The organism is Rathayibacter sp. VKM Ac-2803 (genome assembly GCF_009807175.1).
Classification (GTDB): Bacteria; Actinomycetota; Actinomycetes; order Actinomycetales; family Microbacteriaceae; genus Rathayibacter.
Map to the genome: position 1 here is coordinate 545,912 of NZ_WUCD01000001.1, position 15,814 is coordinate 561,725.

The window sequence follows — 15,814 nt, forward strand, 5'->3', positions numbered from 1 at the left end:
TCAGGCCTTCTGGTAGGCGAGCTCGCCCATGATCCAGGTCTGATCGACGGCGCGCTCGTCGCCGACCATCATGATGCCGAACAGCAGCTCGCGGACCGCGTCCTGGGTCAGCTCGCCGCCGTCGTGGGCGAGGCTCTGGTGCCAGGCGGAGGCGGGGGGCCCGGCCGTCCAGTCCAGCGCGACGAAGTCGGCCTCCTTGCCGATGTCGAAGCTGCCGACGAGATCGTCGATGCGCAGCGCCTCCGCACCGCCCTTCGTGACGGAGTAGAAGGCGCGGTAGGGCGAGAGCTTGTTGCGCTCCGACTCCGCGAGGTCCATCTCGCTGGGCACGATGCTGCCGTCGAGGATCGTGTTGTTGAGCATGCCCACCTTGTAGGCGTCCTCGAGCGAGTTGAGCAGGCTGAACCGGTTGCCGCCGCCCATGTCGGTGCCGAGGCTGAGCAGCACGCGGTGCTCGGGATCCGTCGCCCGGCCCAGGCGGAAGAGGCCGGAGCCGAGGTAGAGGTTCGACGACGGGCAGAACGCGACGGAGGCGCCCGACCGCGAGAAGCGCCGGAACTCGTCGTTCGAGAGCCAGACCCCGTGCCCTCCGGTGAACTTCGGTCCGACGAGGTCGTACTTCTCGTAGACGGCGAGGTAGTCGTGGCAGTCCTGGTGCAGCGCGAGCACGCCGTGGATCTCGGCCGGGTTCTCGGAGATGTGGGTGTTGATCCAGACGTCGGGGTGCTCCTCCTTCAGGCGCCGGCACTGCTCGAGCAGCTCCTCGGAGGCGCCGAAGGCGAAGCGGGGCGTGATCGCGTAGAGGCTGCGCCCGACCCGGTGGTGCTTCTCGATGAGGGCGCTGCTGTCGGCGTAGAACTGCTCGGGAGTGTTCGCGAAGTACTCCGGCACGTGGCGGTCGATGCCGGTGAGGCCGCCGATCATCCGCATGTTACGCCTGGCCGCCTCCTCGAAGAAGACCTCGTTGCAGGTGAGGCTGCCCGTGGTGAACGTCTGCGCCGTGGTGGTTCCGGAGGCGAGCAGGTTGTCGAAGAAGTGCGTCGTGCCCTCGAGCGCGTAGTCGCGGTCGGCGTACTTGTGCTCCTCGGGGAACACCCACTTCTGCAGCCACGGCAGCAGCTGCTCGCCGTACGCCCCGAGCACCCGGGTCTGCGGCAGGTGGATGTGGCCGTCGATGAAGCCCGGCACGATGATCCGGTCGGCGATCTCGGTGACCGGCACGTCGGCGTGCTTCACCGAGAGCTCGGAGTACGGGCCGAAGTCGACGATGATGCCGTCCTCGAGCACGAGGAGCCCGTCGGCGTGGAACCGGGTCGCCGCCTCCTCGTTCCCCACGTGCTTCCACGGGTCGTCGATGAAGTCGAGGAACGTGCCGCGGATCGCCGTGAAGGCCACTGTGTACTCCCGAGGAGGTGCGCCCGCGCGGAGGCGCGAGGTATCGGGCTCAGCGTGGCAGGGGGGCGGGGCGGGGCGGACCCCCCGTTAAGGCTCGTCGCCCGCGCCGCCGAGAGAATGCGTCGACGCGGAGCTCACGCCGTGCGGTCGCGCCGTCCGAGAGTGAGTAGAACAGCAGCGTCGCCCGACTGCCCTTCGTCGACCTCACCAGCGTGCATCCCGATCCCGAGCGGATGGCAGCCCTCGCGATCGACGTGGCGCACCACCGCCTCGAGAATCCCTACGGTGACACCTGGACGCACACGGTCCCCGCTTCCCTCATCGTCCGCGGGAGCACTCGAGCCGTCTCTGGATGAGCACCCCGGTGCCCTGCGATCGCGGGGTGCTGGACAGTGGCGGCAGCTGCTCGCCGTACGCCCCGAGCACCCGGGTCTGCGGCAGGTGGATGCGGCCGTCGATGAAGCTCGCTGGTTCGCCGCGGGCTTCGAGCGATGAGAGCCCCATGATCTCGGCAAGAGCTGATTTCCGGTGATCGATGGCAATCGCGACAGCTGGGTGATTCCGGCCCGCACCAGCGATGACATCGCCACCGGCTCGAGATCGAAGCGACTGACGTGCAGTAGACCGACCGCGCCGCCCGAATGAAGGGAGCGAATACGGCGAGAACCTTCGGTAACACAGTTCTCCCTATAGGCTTCCGCCATTTCGCGGCCGACACGTCTTCATCTGCGCATCGGATTTTCTTCGTCGTCGGATGCGACGTCATCCAGCCGTCGACCGTGTTGCTCCAGGGCTCGGCGCAGAGCCCGCGCGTCACCGAATCCGGACACATGGGCGATCACCTCTCGAGGAATCCGAGCGCCGTTCTCTGCAGCACTCAAGTACTCGTCGGCCACCTTCAGACGCACTTCTCGCAGAACGGACTTCGGGCTGGTTCCCTTCTGAGCGAATACTCGACGGAGATAGCGCGGAGACACCCCGACGGCGGACGCCAGATCGGCCACCGTGAAGTCCGGAGCCTTGAACTCGCGCTCGATCACGCCGAGAGCCGAGTCGTACAGCTGGGCGACCCTGTCAGGTCGTTCTGCGCGGCGGTCCTCGAGAGTCTGAACGAGAAGCGCCGTCAAGAACGAGGTGAACCCGCGGAGAAAATGCGAGAAGCCCGCTTCTGCGGGTGCGAGCCCGAAGCCCAGTGCGCTGCTCGCAGCGCTGACGACCAGCTGACGGTAGCCGGGGAGCGGTTCGTTCTCGATGAAGCCGGGCGCTACCAACTCCCGGAGTGATGGCGGAAGATCCTCGAGATCGAACTCGGTCTCGTACCGGGCGATCTCGCTCTCCGATCGCATGGTGAACTTCGTGTCGAGAGGGAAGACAGCGAAGCCTCCCGGCCTGAGCTCTCTCGGCCCTTCCCATTCCTCCAGCTCCACCATCGATACACCTTCGATCTGAAGGAAGATGAGCGATGACTTGATGTTCTCGACGTGAACATCGGCGGTGATACTGCTGTGCCAGACTCGCGTGAGCCGAGTACTCGCGTCGAGCATCTCATTCGCGTAGAGCTGCAATCCCTCCGAATCGGATACCGAGACCCCGCGTTCGAGAAACCACTTCGAGCCAGCAGAGCCGCGCAGCGACGTGGAGGTCACTGGAGATGCAGGCATAGCGGCACTCCTTCGTGAGGAGCGCGTCGGGTCCTGATCGACCACCAGTCGGTCGAGGCGCCTCTCAGGTGAGAAGTCAATCAGTGCGCTCCGCGCGAACTCGCAAAAGGCCAGAAGCGGACCAGCGCATCGGCCATTTGCGGTCCAATACCAGAAGAATCGTCAGGAAATTCGCGAGATTCCGTCACGATCTGTCCGTTCCCTTCCCACAGATCCCAACGGAGACGACAGTGACCCATCGCGACACGCCCAATCGAGACATCAAGATCGGTGAGGACTGGACAGTCCCCAACCCCGACGGAGTCGGCCGACGCACGATCGTGCAGGGATCGGTCTGGACGATCCCCGTCGTCGCGATGGCGGTGGCGACGCCGGCTTCCGCCGCGTCCAACCAGCCCACGCTGGCGTTCACCCAGCCCAGCTACTCCGGCGTCGCGTGCGGCACCATCTCGGGCGTGCAGGTGCGACGCACCACCGACGGCGCTGCTCCGGCCGCCGGAGAGATGATCAGCGTCACCCTCACCGACGGCTACACCTTCGCCGGCGGCTCGACGACCTACTCGGCACCCGCCGACGCGAACGGCACCATCACGCTGCCCGACATCACGGTGCCGATCGGCGGAGGCGCGACCACCTTCAACGCCTCCTCCGGCACCCTCACCGACACCGCGCCCGTCACGGTTCCTCGCGTCACCGTCGCACACACCTACACGTCGGACGGAGGGAACACCACGTACTCATCAGTTCCCTCAGACGCCACCACTGCCGGCTGGACGTCCTACCTCGCCCCGAACGGCGACCTCTACTACGGCAACAACGTCATCGCGACGAACGTCACCTCCGCCGACGTCCAGCACGACCAGGCCACCGCCCAGGACTTCATCACCTACGTCTCCAACGGCGTCGCCTATATAAGGTCGGGCCAGCCCCTCGGCGCCCCGATTGCCAGCCCCGACGTCCCGGCAGCCTCCACCGTCGTCGGTTGGACCACATGGCTCGCCCCCAACGGCGACCTCTACTACGGCAACAACGTCATCGCCTCCAACGTCAGCTCCGCCAACGTGCAGCACGACGCAACGTCCTCCCAGGACCTCGTCACCTACGTCTCCAACGGCGTGGCCTACACGAGGTCGGGCCAACCCCTCGGCACCCCGGCCGCCTACGCCAACGTGCCTGCGGGCTCCACCGTCGTCGGCTGGACCACCTGGCTCGCCCCCAACGGCGACCTCTACTACGGCAACAACGTCATAGCCTCCAACGTCAGCTCCGCCAGCGTGCAGCACGACGCAGCGACCTCCCAGGACTTCGTCACCTACGTCTCCAACGGAGTCGCCTACCGGAGGTCGGGCCAGCCCCTCGGCACCCCGACTGCCAGCCCCAGCGTCCCGGCGGGCTCCACCGTCGTCGGCTGGGCCTCCTACCTCGCCCCCAACGGAGACCTCTACTACGGCGACAACGTCATCGCCTCCGACGTCACCTCCGCCGACGCCCAGCACAGCGAATCCACACCCGCCGACTACCTCACCTACGTCGCGGAGGCCTGCGCCTAGTCGCCGTCTGAAGCACCTCGAGGAGGGACCTGACACTCGTCAGGTCCCTCCTCCTCTTCTCGCGGTGCCCGTCACTCCGGCATCCGACCCGGTGTTCCTGGGTCCGCCGGAAAAGGAATCCCCCTCATCCGGGTTGACCGAGTAGTGACTCCGTCCCGCGTTCGGGCGACTGATTTCAGTGAGACTGGCCTCATGCATCCGGTTGACCAGTCAGCGACAGCGGCGCGATTGCGGGCCGCGACCTCGGGCGCGGATTGGGCCGCCGTCGTCGCGATGATCGACCGGAGCTGGGTCGAGCTGCTGCAGGAGTTGCCCGACGAACTGCTGGCCGCCCTGGACCAGGTACCGAGTACGGTCCTGAACGGCCGGCCGCGGCTGCGGTTCGCACGCGAGCACCTCCGGATGCTCACCGGGCAGCATTCCCCCTCCACCTACCGCCTCATCACCACGACCGCCGATCCCGCTGACGACATCGACAGGCTCGCCCTGCTGACCGCGCAGATCATCGCCGCGCGAGCCGCCGGATCAGGTGACGACGTCATCCGCCTGATCGCGATCGCGCACGACCTGCGCCGACGGCAGTCGATCGAGTCGACCCCCGCGCTCGCAGGCGCCCTGCCCGAGATGCTCTACCAGTGGGGCCTCGCGCTCGAGCGCTCCGGTGACTTCGAGGGTGCGCTGCTCGACTACGTCGAGAGCTTCGACTGGGCCGCGACCGTCGGGCACCGGATGATTCAGCGCGCCGCCGGGGGCGCGCTCGCCTACGTGCACGCCCTCCACGGCCGCATCGCCATGGCACAGACCTGGCTGGACAAGATCCCCCCGTCCACACCCCAGGACTGGTGGGAGCCCGCCTACTGCCTGCAGGCGCAGCTCGCGGAGTCGCTGATCCTCTCCGCGCAGCTGCGCCCGCCTCCTCGTCAGGACCTGCTCGAGAGCGTGGACGCGCACGAGCTCATCCAGCACTGGGCATCCGCGTTCCTCGTCCGCGCGATCACCTGCCGAGAACCCCACGCCGCACGCCGCCTCCGCAACGACCTCGACGCCTTCCTCACCTCCCTGCCCCCAGGCCAGAGACACGACCCCGTCAACACCGCCCAGGTCGACCTCACGCGGCTGCTGCTCTCGGCCCGCGCGTGCGAGCTCGGCCACCACGACCTCCTCGACCGGCCCACCACGACCGCGCACCTGCTGCGCCAGGCACCCGCCGCCGTCCACGCCATGCGCCTCGCCCGGTACGGCAAGGCCGGCCTCGCTCTCCGGATCGCCGCGCCCCTCCTCGACGTCGACGGCTCCCGTCCCCGCATTCTCGTGCCCGCTCTGCTCGCCACCGCCATCGCGACCACCGATACTCCCCGCCGCCACGATCTGCTCACCGAAGCCGCACTCGTCGGACACGCCCACCAGCACTTCGACCCCTTCGCCTTCCTCCCGCCGGACCTCCGCGCCGAAGCAGCACGCCTTCTCGACGCCCTCGGCGACACCGACGTCGCCGAACGACTCCGAGCACCCGAGGGTGAAGGGCGCTTCCTCCCCGCGACGCTGACCCCCCGCGAGCGCCTGGTCGCAGAGCACGCCGCCGACGGACTGAGCAGCACCGAGATCGCCGCCGCGCTCTCCGTCAGCGTCAACACCGTCAAGACGCAACTGCGCAGCGTCTACCGCAAACTCGGCATCACCTCCCGCGCCGAACTCCGGCACCTCCACCAAGCCGATCCGAGCTGAGCTGAGCTCGAGAGTCCCCACCCGGCGAGGTCGCAGCTCCAGCCCTCCGCTGTCGCTCCTGCGCCGGTTCCCTGCCGTCGTCACCGCGGTGCGCCCGGCGCGCGCCGGCAGGAGCCGGGTCGCTCTCCGAGTCGCGGCGCCACTGCTGAACGTCGACCGCTCCCGCCCGCGAGTGCTCGTACCCGCCTTGCTCGCGACCCACGACTCGCCGGCGCGTCAGCCCCTACTCCGGCATCGAGAAGTCCGCGAAGTCGAACCCCGGCGACACCATGCAGCTCACCACCGCGTCGTCGCGCGAGGGCAGCGTCCGCTGCCACACATCCGCCGGAACCACGGCCTGCACCGGCAGCCCCTCGTGGGCAGACCCCAGCACCACCGTCTCGCCGTCCACCGGCTCAGTGCCGAGGCCGCCGTACTGCAGCGCCACCCGCCCGGGCCCGTTCCAGATCCAGCTCTCGGTCGAGGACACCCGATGCCACGCCGAGCACTCCCCCGCCGGCAGGAGGAACACGATCAGCGTCGCCGCCGGCCGCTCGCGCACCGAGCCGTCGGCCCCCACGAGCCGTACCCGCTCCGGCGACTCCCACGTCCGCCGGTACCAGCCGCCCTCGGGATGCGGCTCGAGCCCCATCGATACGGCGAGCGCCGGGCGGCGCACCGTCTCGAGCACCCGGCCGTCGACGCTCAGCCGGTCGACCACCTCGTTCGTCAGCTCTGCCATCGGACCTCCCCCGAGATGATCGTGGCGAGGGCGGATCCCTCGCCGGATTCGACGATCGCGGCGACCACGTCGTCCGCTGAAGAGCCGTCGATGCCCAGCACCGCGAAGTCGGCGAGCAGTCCCGGCACCAGCGTGCCGAACGACTCCGCCTCCCCCATCGCCACGGACCCGCCGAGCGTCGCCGCCGTGAGCAGCCGCTGGTGCAGGTCGCGCTCCGCGTAGCCCTGCGCCCGCGCGACTCGGTACAGCTCGGCCACGTCGCCGAGCAGATCCAGCGACGGAGTCGACGACAGCGAGTCGGTGCCCACTGCGATCGCGTTGCCCTCGCGCAGGTAGTCGGCGACCGGGGCCTCGTCGAGCCCGATGACCGCGTTCGAGCGCGGACACAGCGCGACGGAGGTGCCCGTGCGGCGCAGTGTGGCGCGGTCGTCCGCGTCCACGTAGATCCCGTGCGCGATGTGCACGTCGTCGCCGAGCGCGCCGATCGTCTCGGCGTAGGCGACCGGGCGCAGGGCGCTGCCTCCGTTGCGCAGCAGGTGGAACCCGTCGTAGCCCCAGCGCCGCCACTGCTCGGCGAGGTCGCCGCGACCGTGCATCGTGTACTCCGCCTCCCACGCCGACTCGGCGAGGTGCAGGTGCCGGCGCACGCCGAGCTCCTGCGACAGCGGGGTGAGATCGCTCAGCACGGGAGTGTCGAGCGAGTACGGCGCGTGCGGCGACAGGCCGATGCGGGTGACTCCGGAGGTGCGCACCAGCTCCGCGGTGATCGCGCGGCCGCTCCCCCGCCAGTCGTCCTCGAGGAGGCTCATCAGCTCCCAGTAGGCGATCCCGTGCACGCCGCCCGCCTCGAGCACGCCGAGCGCATCCAGGTCGGTGACGATGTCGGCGATGGCCGTGGTGCCGGTCGAGACCGCGATCTCGAGGCCGGCGGCCGCCGAGGCTCCCCAGTCGTGCGGCTCCTCGTAGACCACCTGGAACGCGCGCGACCAGTCCTCGAAGCCGTCGTAGCGTCCGGCGCCCACCGACGCCATGCAGGTGTACTGGAGGTGCGAGTGGGCGTTGACGAGGCCCGGAACGATCGCGCCGCTCCACTCCGTCACCGTCGCGCCGGGGTCGAGCGCGCGCAGCTCGTCGCCCGTGCCGACCGCGACGATCCGCTCGCCGCGCACGAGCACGCCGCCTCGCCGGATCGGCTCGCCCACGACGGGCAGCACCCACGGGGCGAGGTGCAGCACCGCGCTCACGGCAGCCACGCCGAGGGCATGAGACCGGCGATGCTCGCGACGCTCGCGGCCACGGCGAGCAGCACCGCGACTCCGGTCACGACCCAGTCGGCCGGGGTGTAGCGGATCTCGCGCAGCCAGGTGCGCTTGGCCGTGCCGAAGCCGCGCAGGTCGAGGGCGTCGACGGTGTCCTCGGCATCGACGAACGAGGTGATCGTCACCGGCACCATCAGCGGCGCGATCTCGCGGAGGCGGCGCACCGGGTTGCGCGTCGCCGACCGCTCGTAGCCGCGCAGCCGCTGCGCCGCGGCGGTCTCCTGCAGGTTCGCCGCGGCGCTCGGCAGGAACTTGAACGTGAGGTCGATGCCGTACGCGAAGCGCGCGGGCAGCCCGAGCCGAGCGAAGGCGACCGCCAGATCGCCGGGCCGGATCGCGAACGCCAGCGGGAAGCCGACCGCGACCAGGGTGATGAAGCGCAGCAGCAGGTTCACCGCGTACGACACCGCCCCCTCCGTGATCGGCAGCCCGACCAGCGGGACCGTGAAGAGGGTCGCGCCGGTCTCACCCGGGCTCGTGGCACCGACGATGAGTCCGTTGATCCCCGCGAAGACCACGACGAACACGGCGACGACCGCCCAGTTCGTCCGGACCTCGCGGAACGGGATCCGCGCGCTGAAGTAGTACGCCAGCGCCACGACGAGCAGCGCCGCCATCCACCGCAGATCGCGCACCTGGCTCGCGGCGACGACGAACATCACCGGGACCAGGATCAGCACGCGCGGATCCCGTCGGCCGAGGAAGGAGTCACCGCCGAGATACCGAGGCGATACCTCCATCTCGCGCGCCCGTCAGCGTCCGGCGAGGTTCTGGAGCGGCTTCCAGACCCGGTCGAGCACGGGGACGAGGATCACCGCGGTGATGCCGGTGGCGAGGATCGCGAGCAGGTACGAGCCGAAGAACCAGTACTCGAAGGTCTGGCCGAGGAACACCCAGTCGGTGATCGTGAAGAGCAGGCCCACGACGACGGCACTGACCGCGATCGCGGCGGCCCAGACGACCTGCTTGCCGGTGGTGCGCGGCTCCTTCGCGTAGTAGCCGATCAGGCCGGCGAGCAGGCCGACGAGACCGTTCGCGATGCTCCAGTTCCAGTAGGTCAGGAAGCCGTAGCCCATGATCTGGTCGACGATCGCGTTGCCGACGGCGCCGGTGAAGAAGCCGGCGACCGGGCCGAAGCGCAGGCCCACGAAGGGGATGATCGCGATCGCGGGACGGATCGAGATCATCGTGCCGGGGATGACGAAGCTCAGGGCGCCGAGTGCGCCGTAGAGCGCAGCGCCGACGGCGCCGAAGACGATGGTGCGCGACGAGACGGCCCAGGGGCCCGTCTTCGCGGCGGTGGAGGAGGCGGTCACGGGTGCGTCCTTTCGAGGGGGGTCTGCTCGGCACGGCGGAGGCGCCGGGCGAGGTCGAGCGGGCGGGGGAGGCGCCCGCTCGGGGGTCCGTGGCGCCGGGCGGCGCGCACGAAGTCGGTCTCGCGGAGCACCGCGCGGGGCTGCTCCGCCTCGGCGCCCGGCACGTGCCAGAGCGCCGCGTCGTGCACGATCTCGGCCGGAGTCGCGTCCGCGATGATCCCGCCGCCGTCGACCACCACGATGCGGTCGGCGCGGGCGAGCGCCATGTCGACGTCGTGGGTGATGAAGTAGACGCTGTCGATCCCGTCGATGGCCCAGACGGCGTCGAGGAAGTGACGCGACGAGCGCTCGTCCTGCCCGGCCGTCGGCTCGTCGAGGATGAGGGTCCGCGGTCGCAGCGTGAGGGCGAGCGCGACGGCGAGGCGGCGCTGCTGCCCGAACGAGAGCGTGCGGGGCGGGCGCTTCATGATGTCGGGGACGTCGTGCAGCGAGACGGCTCGGAGCGCGGCGTCGGCGATCGCGGGGATCTCCTCCTCCGGCACCCCGAGATTGCGCGGACCGAAGGCGAGCTCGGCCTCGACCGACTCGCTGAAGAGGGCCTGCCCGGGGTTCTGGAAGAGGTAGCCGCAGGTCGAGACCAGCTCGGCGGCGCTGAGCTCGTGCACGGGGCGCGCGTCGATCAGCACGCGGCCGCGGCGCGGGGTGACGAGGCCGACGGCGGCGCGCATCAGCGTCGACTTGCCGGCGCCGTTCCGGCCGAGGATCGCGACGCGCTCCCCCGCCTCGAAGCGGCGGTCGACGGCGGCGACCACGGTGCGCGCGCCGTAGCCGAGCTCGGCGCCCTCGAAGTGGAGGCGTGCGATCTCGCCCGGAACGCTGGTGGGAACCTCGACGGAGGTGTCCTCGTCGCCGTGGTCGCGGGCGAGGAGCGCCGAGAACGGCAGCTTCACCGACTCCGGGGACGCCACCTCGAGGAACCCGGCGACGTCGCCCGAGTAGACGACCCGCCCCTCCTCGAGGTAGACCACCCGGTCGGGGTCGAGCGCGAGCACCTCGTCGACGCGGTGCTCGACGATGACGGCGGCACCGCCTCCGTCGACGTAGGCGCGCACCGCCCGCAGCAGCACGTCGGCCGCGTCGGGATCGAGGTTCGCCAGCGGCTCGTCGATCACGATGACGCGCGGCTCGAGCACCAGGATCCCCGCGAAGGCGACCAGCTGCAGCTGCCCGCCCGACAGCTCGTGCGGCGGGGTGCGCAGGAGCGGGGTCAGCCCGAGGCGCTCGGCGACCCGGTGCGCGCGCTCGCGGATCTCGGCGGGCGCGGTGCCGCGGTTCTCGAGGCCGAACGCGATCTCGGCGAGCACGCTGTGCCCGACCACCTGCTTCGCCGGGTCCTGGAGGAGTGTGCCGACCACCTCCGAGATGTCGCGCAGGGCGAGCGGAGTCGCCTCGCGCCCCTCGACCTCGATGCGGCCGGTCACCTCCGCCCGGTACGAGCGCGGGACGAGCCCGTTGAGCACGCGGAGCAGCGTGCTCTTGCCGCAGCCGGAGGGGCCCGCGACCAGCACGATCTCGCCGCTCGCCACCGAGAACGTCGCGTCGACCAGCGACGGCTGCTGCGCGTTGCGGTAGGTCACGCCGACGTTCTCGAGGCGGAGCAGCTCGGTCACGAGCGCGTGCCCTCCCGCCGCGGGACGGCACGTCGGCCGGTCGACGACCAGCTGCCGAGGAACTCCTGCTGCGCAGGGCTCGGCCGGTCGATCGCGACGCCGAGCGAGGCGAGCTTGGTGCGCGCGACGCGGTCGTCGACCTCGGGCGGCAGCAGGTGCACGGCGGGCGCGAAGCTCCCGGACTCGCGGGCGAGCACGTCGATCGCCGCCGCCTGCACTCCGAACGAGATGTCCATGATCTCGATCGGGTTGCCCTCACCGGCGGTGCAGTTGATGCAGCCGCCGTCGTCGAGCACGACGATCGAGCGGCCGTTCGGCAGGCGGAAGCTCTCGAGCGCGTGCCCGATGCTCTCGCGGGTCGCGCCGGCGGCGAGCGCTGCGTCGATCGCGATCTCCTGCGCGACACCGCCCGAGACCGCGACGGCCGCGCCCTCGGGCAGGGCGAGGAGGTGCTCGACGTCGATCGTGTGCGCGATGCCGGTCGCCGAGATCAGCAGGTCGGCGGTCGAGGCGGCGCTCTCGAGGGCGTCGACGTCGTAGCCGGCGAAGACCGCCTCGAGAGCGCGCACGGGGTCGACCTCCGACACCGTCACGCGGGCGCCGAGCGCGCGGGCGTGCTGCGCGACTCCGCGGCCGACCGGGCCGAAGCCGGCGACCACGACGTGCGCGCGGTCGAGCGGAGTCGCGAGCAGATCGAGCATGGTCAGCAGCGTCGACTGCCCGGTGCCGTGCCGGTTGTCGAAGAGTGTCTTGCAGCGCGCGTCGTTGACGGCGAGCACGGGGATGCGCAGGGCCCCCTCGCGCTCCATCACCCGGAGCGGACGGAGCCCGCTGGTGGTCTCCTCCGTCGCGCCGCGCAGCGTGTCGAAGGCCGCGGGGCGGTCGGTGTGCGCGAGCCGGGTCACGGAGGAGCCGTCGTCGACCAGGATGTCGAGCCGCTGATCGAGCAGCGCGAGCGCGAAGCCCCGGTCGTCGGCGGCACTCGCGTCGGACCGCGCGAAGACGGCGATCCCGGCGTGCTGCAGCGCCGCGGCGGTGTCGTCGTGGGTGTTCGAAGCGCCGCACATCACGCTCACGTCGGCGCCGGCGGCGGCGAGCTCGAGCGCCAGCGTCGCGGTCTTGGGCTCGAGCACCAGGACGAGGCCGATGCGCAGCCCGCGGACGCTGCCGCTCTCGCGGAGCTGCCCGGCGACTCCGCGGGTCACCGGCATGAAGCGCGCGGCCCAGTCGATCTTGTCCTGCCCCTGCTGCCAGAGCGAGGCGTCGCGGATGCTCATCGGAGGAGCTCCTCGGCGAGGGCGCGGTCGGCGCGGCGGTGGAGGTCGTCGGGCGACGCCGCCGGATCCTCGGCGGTCACCGTCTGCAGGGCGGTCGCGAATCGCGCACCGAGGCTCTCGCGGGTGCGTCGGGTCGATCCGTCGGCGATCTCGCGGGCGACGAGGAGGAACGCCTCCCGGTCGGCCTCGATCAGCCGGGCGATCCCGACGCGCCCCGAGGTGGGGTCGGTGACCGCGACGACGGCGGGCTCGGTCTCGCCCGCGTCGACGAGGAGGAGGGGGCCGCCGGTCCCCAGGGCGTCCGGGGTGACGGGCGCGGCGAGCTCCCCCGTGGCGAACGCGAGGACCGCGTCGCCCAGGCGCGCCGCCTCCGTTGTCGCGACCGCGAGGCCCCGCTGCGCGAACTCGAGCAGGGCGACGGGGTCGTCGCCGACGACGACGACGCGGGCGCCCATCGCCGCGAGGCGGGTCGCGAGCTCGTCGGCGAGGGGGCCGGTGCCGAGCACAGCGATGCGGGTCTGCGCGAACGAGAGGTTGCTGGCGCTCGCGGTCGCTCGCACGACGGCCTGCGCCCAGGAGGCGCGCGCGACGGCCGAGACGACGCGCGACGCGGAGGCGTCGGCGGGCGGCGCCGCCTGCAGCAGGGAGCGCTCGCGCTCGCGGCGCGGCGGGGTGAGAGTGACGGGCATCGGCGCTCCAGGGGTCGGGACTCGCGCGCCCGATCGGCGCGGTGGTCCGCTCGGTGTCTCGGCGGTGGTCTAAGCGGTTAGCGTGCGACCATACTCGCGCCGTATTTCGGTCGGCCGCCTGTTTATTACGGCGACGTGAAACATTCGGCGGGCTTCCGACCTCGCCTTCCGACGCTGGTGGATCTCGATACGCCCGCTGCGCGGGCTACTCGATCAACGAGGAAGGGGGGCCTCGCGCAGAAGGGGACCACCCGCCGGAGGTCCTCCTTTCTAGGAGACCCCCGCAAGCTCGCTGGTCGAGTAGCCCCGCAGGGGCGTATCGAGACCCACCAGCGTCAGCAGATCCGGCTTCACACTCGCCTTCCGACGCGGGTGGATCTCGATACGCCCGCTCCGCGGGCTACTCGATCAGCGAGGGAGGGTGCCTCGCGCAGAAGGCCCGCAGCGCCTCCCCCGCACACAGCGATGCGCCGGGCCCCCTCGGGAACCCGGCGCATCGCCTCCGTCACGGCTGCGATCAGCCCTTCAGGTGCTTCTCACGTCCTCGGCGCTGGGCCAGCAGTAGGAGTGCCGCGCCGCCGAGCAGGACCATGATCGCGGCCGAGCCCGTCATCGCCATGCTCGCGCCGTCGGTACCCGTCGAGGCGAGGCCGGCACGCGGTCCCTGAGGTCCGTGTCCGGGGACCGGGACCGTCGTGGAGTCGGTCGGTCGCGGCGTCGAGACGGGCGCCACGGCCGTCGGAGTGCTGGTGGGCGTGGCGGTCGGCGTCGGCGTCACGATCGGCGTGGCCGTCGGGGTGGCGGTCGGCGTCGGGGTGGCGGTCGGGGTCGGCGTGGCCGTCGGAGTCACGGTCGGCCGCGGCGTCGGCGTGGCGGTCGGGGTGACCGTCGGCGTCGCGGTGGGAGTGGCCGTCGGCGTCACCGTGGGGGTGACGGTCGGCGTCACCGTGGGCGTCGCAGTCGGGGTGACAGTGGGCGTCACCGTCGGAGTCACGGTGGGCGTGACCGTCGGGGTCACTGTCGGCGTCACGGTCGGCGTGACCGTCGGCGTCACAGTCGGGGTCACCGTGGGCGTCACAGTCGGAGTCACCGTGGGCGTCACAGTCGGGGTGACCGTAGGCGTCACTGTCGGCGTGACCGTCGGAGTCACGGTGGGGGTGACCGTAGGAGTCACAGTCGGGGTCACCGTGGGCGTGACCGTAGGAGTCACAGTCGGGGTCACCGTAGGCGTCACTGTCGGCGTGACCGTAGGAGTCACGGTCGGCGTGACGGTCGGAGCCACCGTAGGCGTGACCGTCGGAGTCACCGTAGGCGTGACCGTCGGAGTCACCGTAGGCGTGACGGTCGGGGTCACCGTGGGCGTGACCGTAGGAGTCACCGTAGGCGTGACCGTCGGAGTCACGGTCGGCGTGACCGTAGGAGTCACCGTAGGCGTGACCGTCGGCGTCACCGTCGGCGTCACCGTCGGGGTCACTGTAGGCGTGACGGTCGGAGTCACCGTGGGCGTCACCGTAGGCGTGACAGTCGGAGTCACAGTCGGAGTCACGGTCGGCTCCGGCGCCGCAGTGCAGGCCGACGAGACGAACCGGTTGCTGTCGAGCGTCACCGCACCGTTCCGCGCGAGCGCCCGCCCGTCGACGGTGGTGCTGGTCGTCACCGTGATCGACGCCAGCGCGAGGATCGAGCCCGAGAAGCTGGAGGCGGTCCCGAGGGTGGCCGAGCTCCCGATCTGCCAGAACACGTTGCACGCCTGAGCGCCGTTGACGAGCGACACCGAGCTGGCGGTCGCCGTCGTCAGAGCGCTCGCGACCTGGAAGACGAAGATCGACCCGGGCACTCCCTGCGCGTCGAGCGTCACCGTTCCGGTGATCCCGATCGGGCCGGAGGACTTGTAGACGCCGGGCAGGAACGTCCGGCCGACGAGGTCGCCGGCGATGTCGTCGTCGGGCGCCTGCGAAGCGAGCTGGTCGTAGGCGATGACGAGGTCGGACTGAGCCTGGATCGCGACGGCGTCGGCGGCATGCGTCGTCCCGTTCACGATGCCGGGCGGGAACCCTGTGATCGCCGTGCCCGGGCTGACACCCAGGTCGTCGGGCAGCACGGTGGGTCCCGTGTTGGTCACGGTCGAGCCGCCCAGCACCGAGAAGTCGCCCGCCGTGCCGAGGTCCGGTGCCGTCGCCGCCTGAGCGGGCGAGCCGACGATGAACCCGACGGCGAGGACCGCGATACCCGCAGTCGCCGCGACGGCTCCTCGAGCTCGATGCAGCCGACGTAGACGCCCGGTGGCGCGATCGGACGGATGACGTTCGGACATGTGCGGCATGCAAGGCCAGCGATCTGCTCACGTCAGCGTGAGCCCGTACACCCGAGGTGAGTGGATCGCAGGGTAAGCACGCGGAGTGGTCCGGGTAAAGGTACGTCGGGTCACGACGCGAGCGGATTTCCAGCGATTCCGCGAATGTCGCCTACTGCGTGACTCTTTCGGGGGGTG

The 15,814-nt window shown here is 70.8% G+C and carries 12 protein-coding genes and 1 pseudogene; 3 read left to right on the forward strand and 10 right to left on the reverse strand.

Features of this window, described 5'->3' with window-relative positions; genetic code table 11:
• Nucleotides 1-1,395, reverse strand: a complete 1,395-nt coding sequence (gene guaD / locus GRS96_RS02505; RefSeq protein WP_159856185.1) for a guanine deaminase — start codon at nucleotides 1,393-1,395, stop codon at nucleotides 1-3.
• 185 nt (nucleotides 1,396-1,580) lie between these two features.
• Here guaD and GRS96_RS20885 point away from each other — a divergent pair.
• A pseudogene (locus GRS96_RS20885) lies at nucleotides 1,581-1,751 on the forward strand (substrate-binding domain-containing protein); the annotation flags it as partial.
• Between the two features lie 366 nt (nucleotides 1,752-2,117).
• On the opposite strand, the gene GRS96_RS02515 reads toward GRS96_RS20885, so the two are convergent.
• Nucleotides 2,118-3,056: a helix-turn-helix transcriptional regulator gene (locus tag GRS96_RS02515; protein ID WP_159856181.1), complete on the reverse strand. Its 939-nt coding sequence runs from the start codon at nucleotides 3,054-3,056 to the stop codon at nucleotides 2,118-2,120.
• 230 nt (nucleotides 3,057-3,286) lie between these two features.
• Between GRS96_RS02515 and GRS96_RS02520 the strand changes: the two genes are divergently transcribed.
• Both GRS96_RS02520 and GRS96_RS02525 read left to right on the forward strand, forming a co-directional pair.
• Entirely contained in the window at nucleotides 3,287-4,606 is a 1,320-nt protein-coding gene (locus GRS96_RS02520; RefSeq protein WP_159987644.1) for a hypothetical protein, read from the forward strand.
• Between the two features lie 192 nt (nucleotides 4,607-4,798).
• Nucleotides 4,799-6,331 carry a helix-turn-helix transcriptional regulator gene (locus GRS96_RS02525; RefSeq protein WP_159987645.1) on the forward strand — a complete coding sequence of 511 codons (1,533 nt, stop codon included), beginning with the start codon at nucleotides 4,799-4,801 and terminating at the stop codon, nucleotides 6,329-6,331.
• Between the two features lie 223 nt (nucleotides 6,332-6,554).
• On the opposite strand, the gene GRS96_RS02530 is transcribed toward GRS96_RS02525, so the two are convergent.
• The 8 genes from GRS96_RS02530 to GRS96_RS20590 form a co-directional block, all read right to left on the reverse strand.
• Nucleotides 6,555-7,052 (reverse strand): cupin domain-containing protein, encoded by a 498-nt coding sequence (locus GRS96_RS02530; RefSeq protein WP_159856175.1) that lies wholly within the window; start codon nucleotides 7,050-7,052, stop codon nucleotides 6,555-6,557.
• Nucleotides 7,040-8,305 carry an amidohydrolase family protein gene (locus GRS96_RS02535; protein ID WP_235021939.1) on the reverse strand — a complete coding sequence of 422 codons (1,266 nt, stop codon included), beginning with the start codon at nucleotides 8,303-8,305 and terminating at the stop codon, nucleotides 7,040-7,042. The genes GRS96_RS02530 and GRS96_RS02535 overlap by 13 nt, the downstream gene beginning before the upstream one ends.
• Complete coding sequence (locus tag GRS96_RS02540; protein ID WP_159856173.1) at nucleotides 8,293-9,051, reverse strand: energy-coupling factor transporter transmembrane component T family protein; 759 nt, start codon at nucleotides 9,049-9,051, stop codon at nucleotides 8,293-8,295. Before GRS96_RS02540 ends, GRS96_RS02535 begins: the two co-directional genes overlap by 13 nt.
• A 72-nt stretch (nucleotides 9,052-9,123) precedes the next feature.
• Nucleotides 9,124-9,687, reverse strand: coding sequence for an ECF transporter S component (locus tag GRS96_RS02545; protein ID WP_159856171.1), 564 nt, complete (start codon nucleotides 9,685-9,687; stop codon nucleotides 9,124-9,126).
• Entirely contained in the window at nucleotides 9,684-11,357 is a 1,674-nt protein-coding gene (locus GRS96_RS02550; protein WP_159987646.1) for an ABC transporter ATP-binding protein, read from the reverse strand. Before GRS96_RS02550 ends, GRS96_RS02545 begins: the two co-directional genes overlap by 4 nt.
• Complete coding sequence (locus GRS96_RS02555; RefSeq protein ID WP_159987647.1) at nucleotides 11,354-12,634, reverse strand: adenosylhomocysteinase; 1,281 nt, start codon at nucleotides 12,632-12,634, stop codon at nucleotides 11,354-11,356. Before GRS96_RS02555 ends, GRS96_RS02550 begins: the two co-directional genes overlap by 4 nt.
• Nucleotides 12,631-13,323, reverse strand: coding sequence for a hypothetical protein (locus GRS96_RS02560; RefSeq protein WP_159987648.1), 693 nt, complete (start codon nucleotides 13,321-13,323; stop codon nucleotides 12,631-12,633). The genes GRS96_RS02555 and GRS96_RS02560 overlap by 4 nt, the downstream gene beginning before the upstream one ends.
• A gap of 517 nt (nucleotides 13,324-13,840) precedes the next feature.
• The gene (locus tag GRS96_RS20590; protein WP_159987649.1) at nucleotides 13,841-15,637 is read right to left on the reverse strand and encodes an ice-binding family protein; all 1,797 of its coding nucleotides are present in this window, start codon (nucleotides 15,635-15,637) and stop codon (nucleotides 13,841-13,843) included.
• Nucleotides 15,638-15,814 lie beyond the last annotated feature (177 nt).

What these genes read in the sequence shown, in the direction of transcription:
- GRS96_RS02525 (WP_159987645.1), top strand. Translation starts at nt 4,799, where the DNA reads ATGCATCCGGTTGACCAGTCAGCGACAGCGGCGCGATTGCGGGCCGCG.
- GRS96_RS02530 (WP_159856175.1), bottom strand. Translation starts at nt 7,052, where the DNA reads ATGGCAGAGCTGACGAACGAGGTGGTCGACCGGCTGAGCGTCGACGGC.
- GRS96_RS02515 (WP_159856181.1), bottom strand. Translation starts at nt 3,056, where the DNA reads ATGCCTGCATCTCCAGTGACCTCCACGTCGCTGCGCGGCTCTGCTGGC.
- GRS96_RS20590 (WP_159987649.1), bottom strand. Translation starts at nt 15,637, where the DNA reads ATGTCCGAACGTCATCCGTCCGATCGCGCCACCGGGCGTCTACGTCGG.
- GRS96_RS02560 (WP_159987648.1), bottom strand. Translation starts at nt 13,323, where the DNA reads ATGCCCGTCACTCTCACCCCGCCGCGCCGCGAGCGCGAGCGCTCCCTG.
- GRS96_RS02555 (WP_159987647.1), bottom strand. Translation starts at nt 12,634, where the DNA reads ATGAGCATCCGCGACGCCTCGCTCTGGCAGCAGGGGCAGGACAAGATC.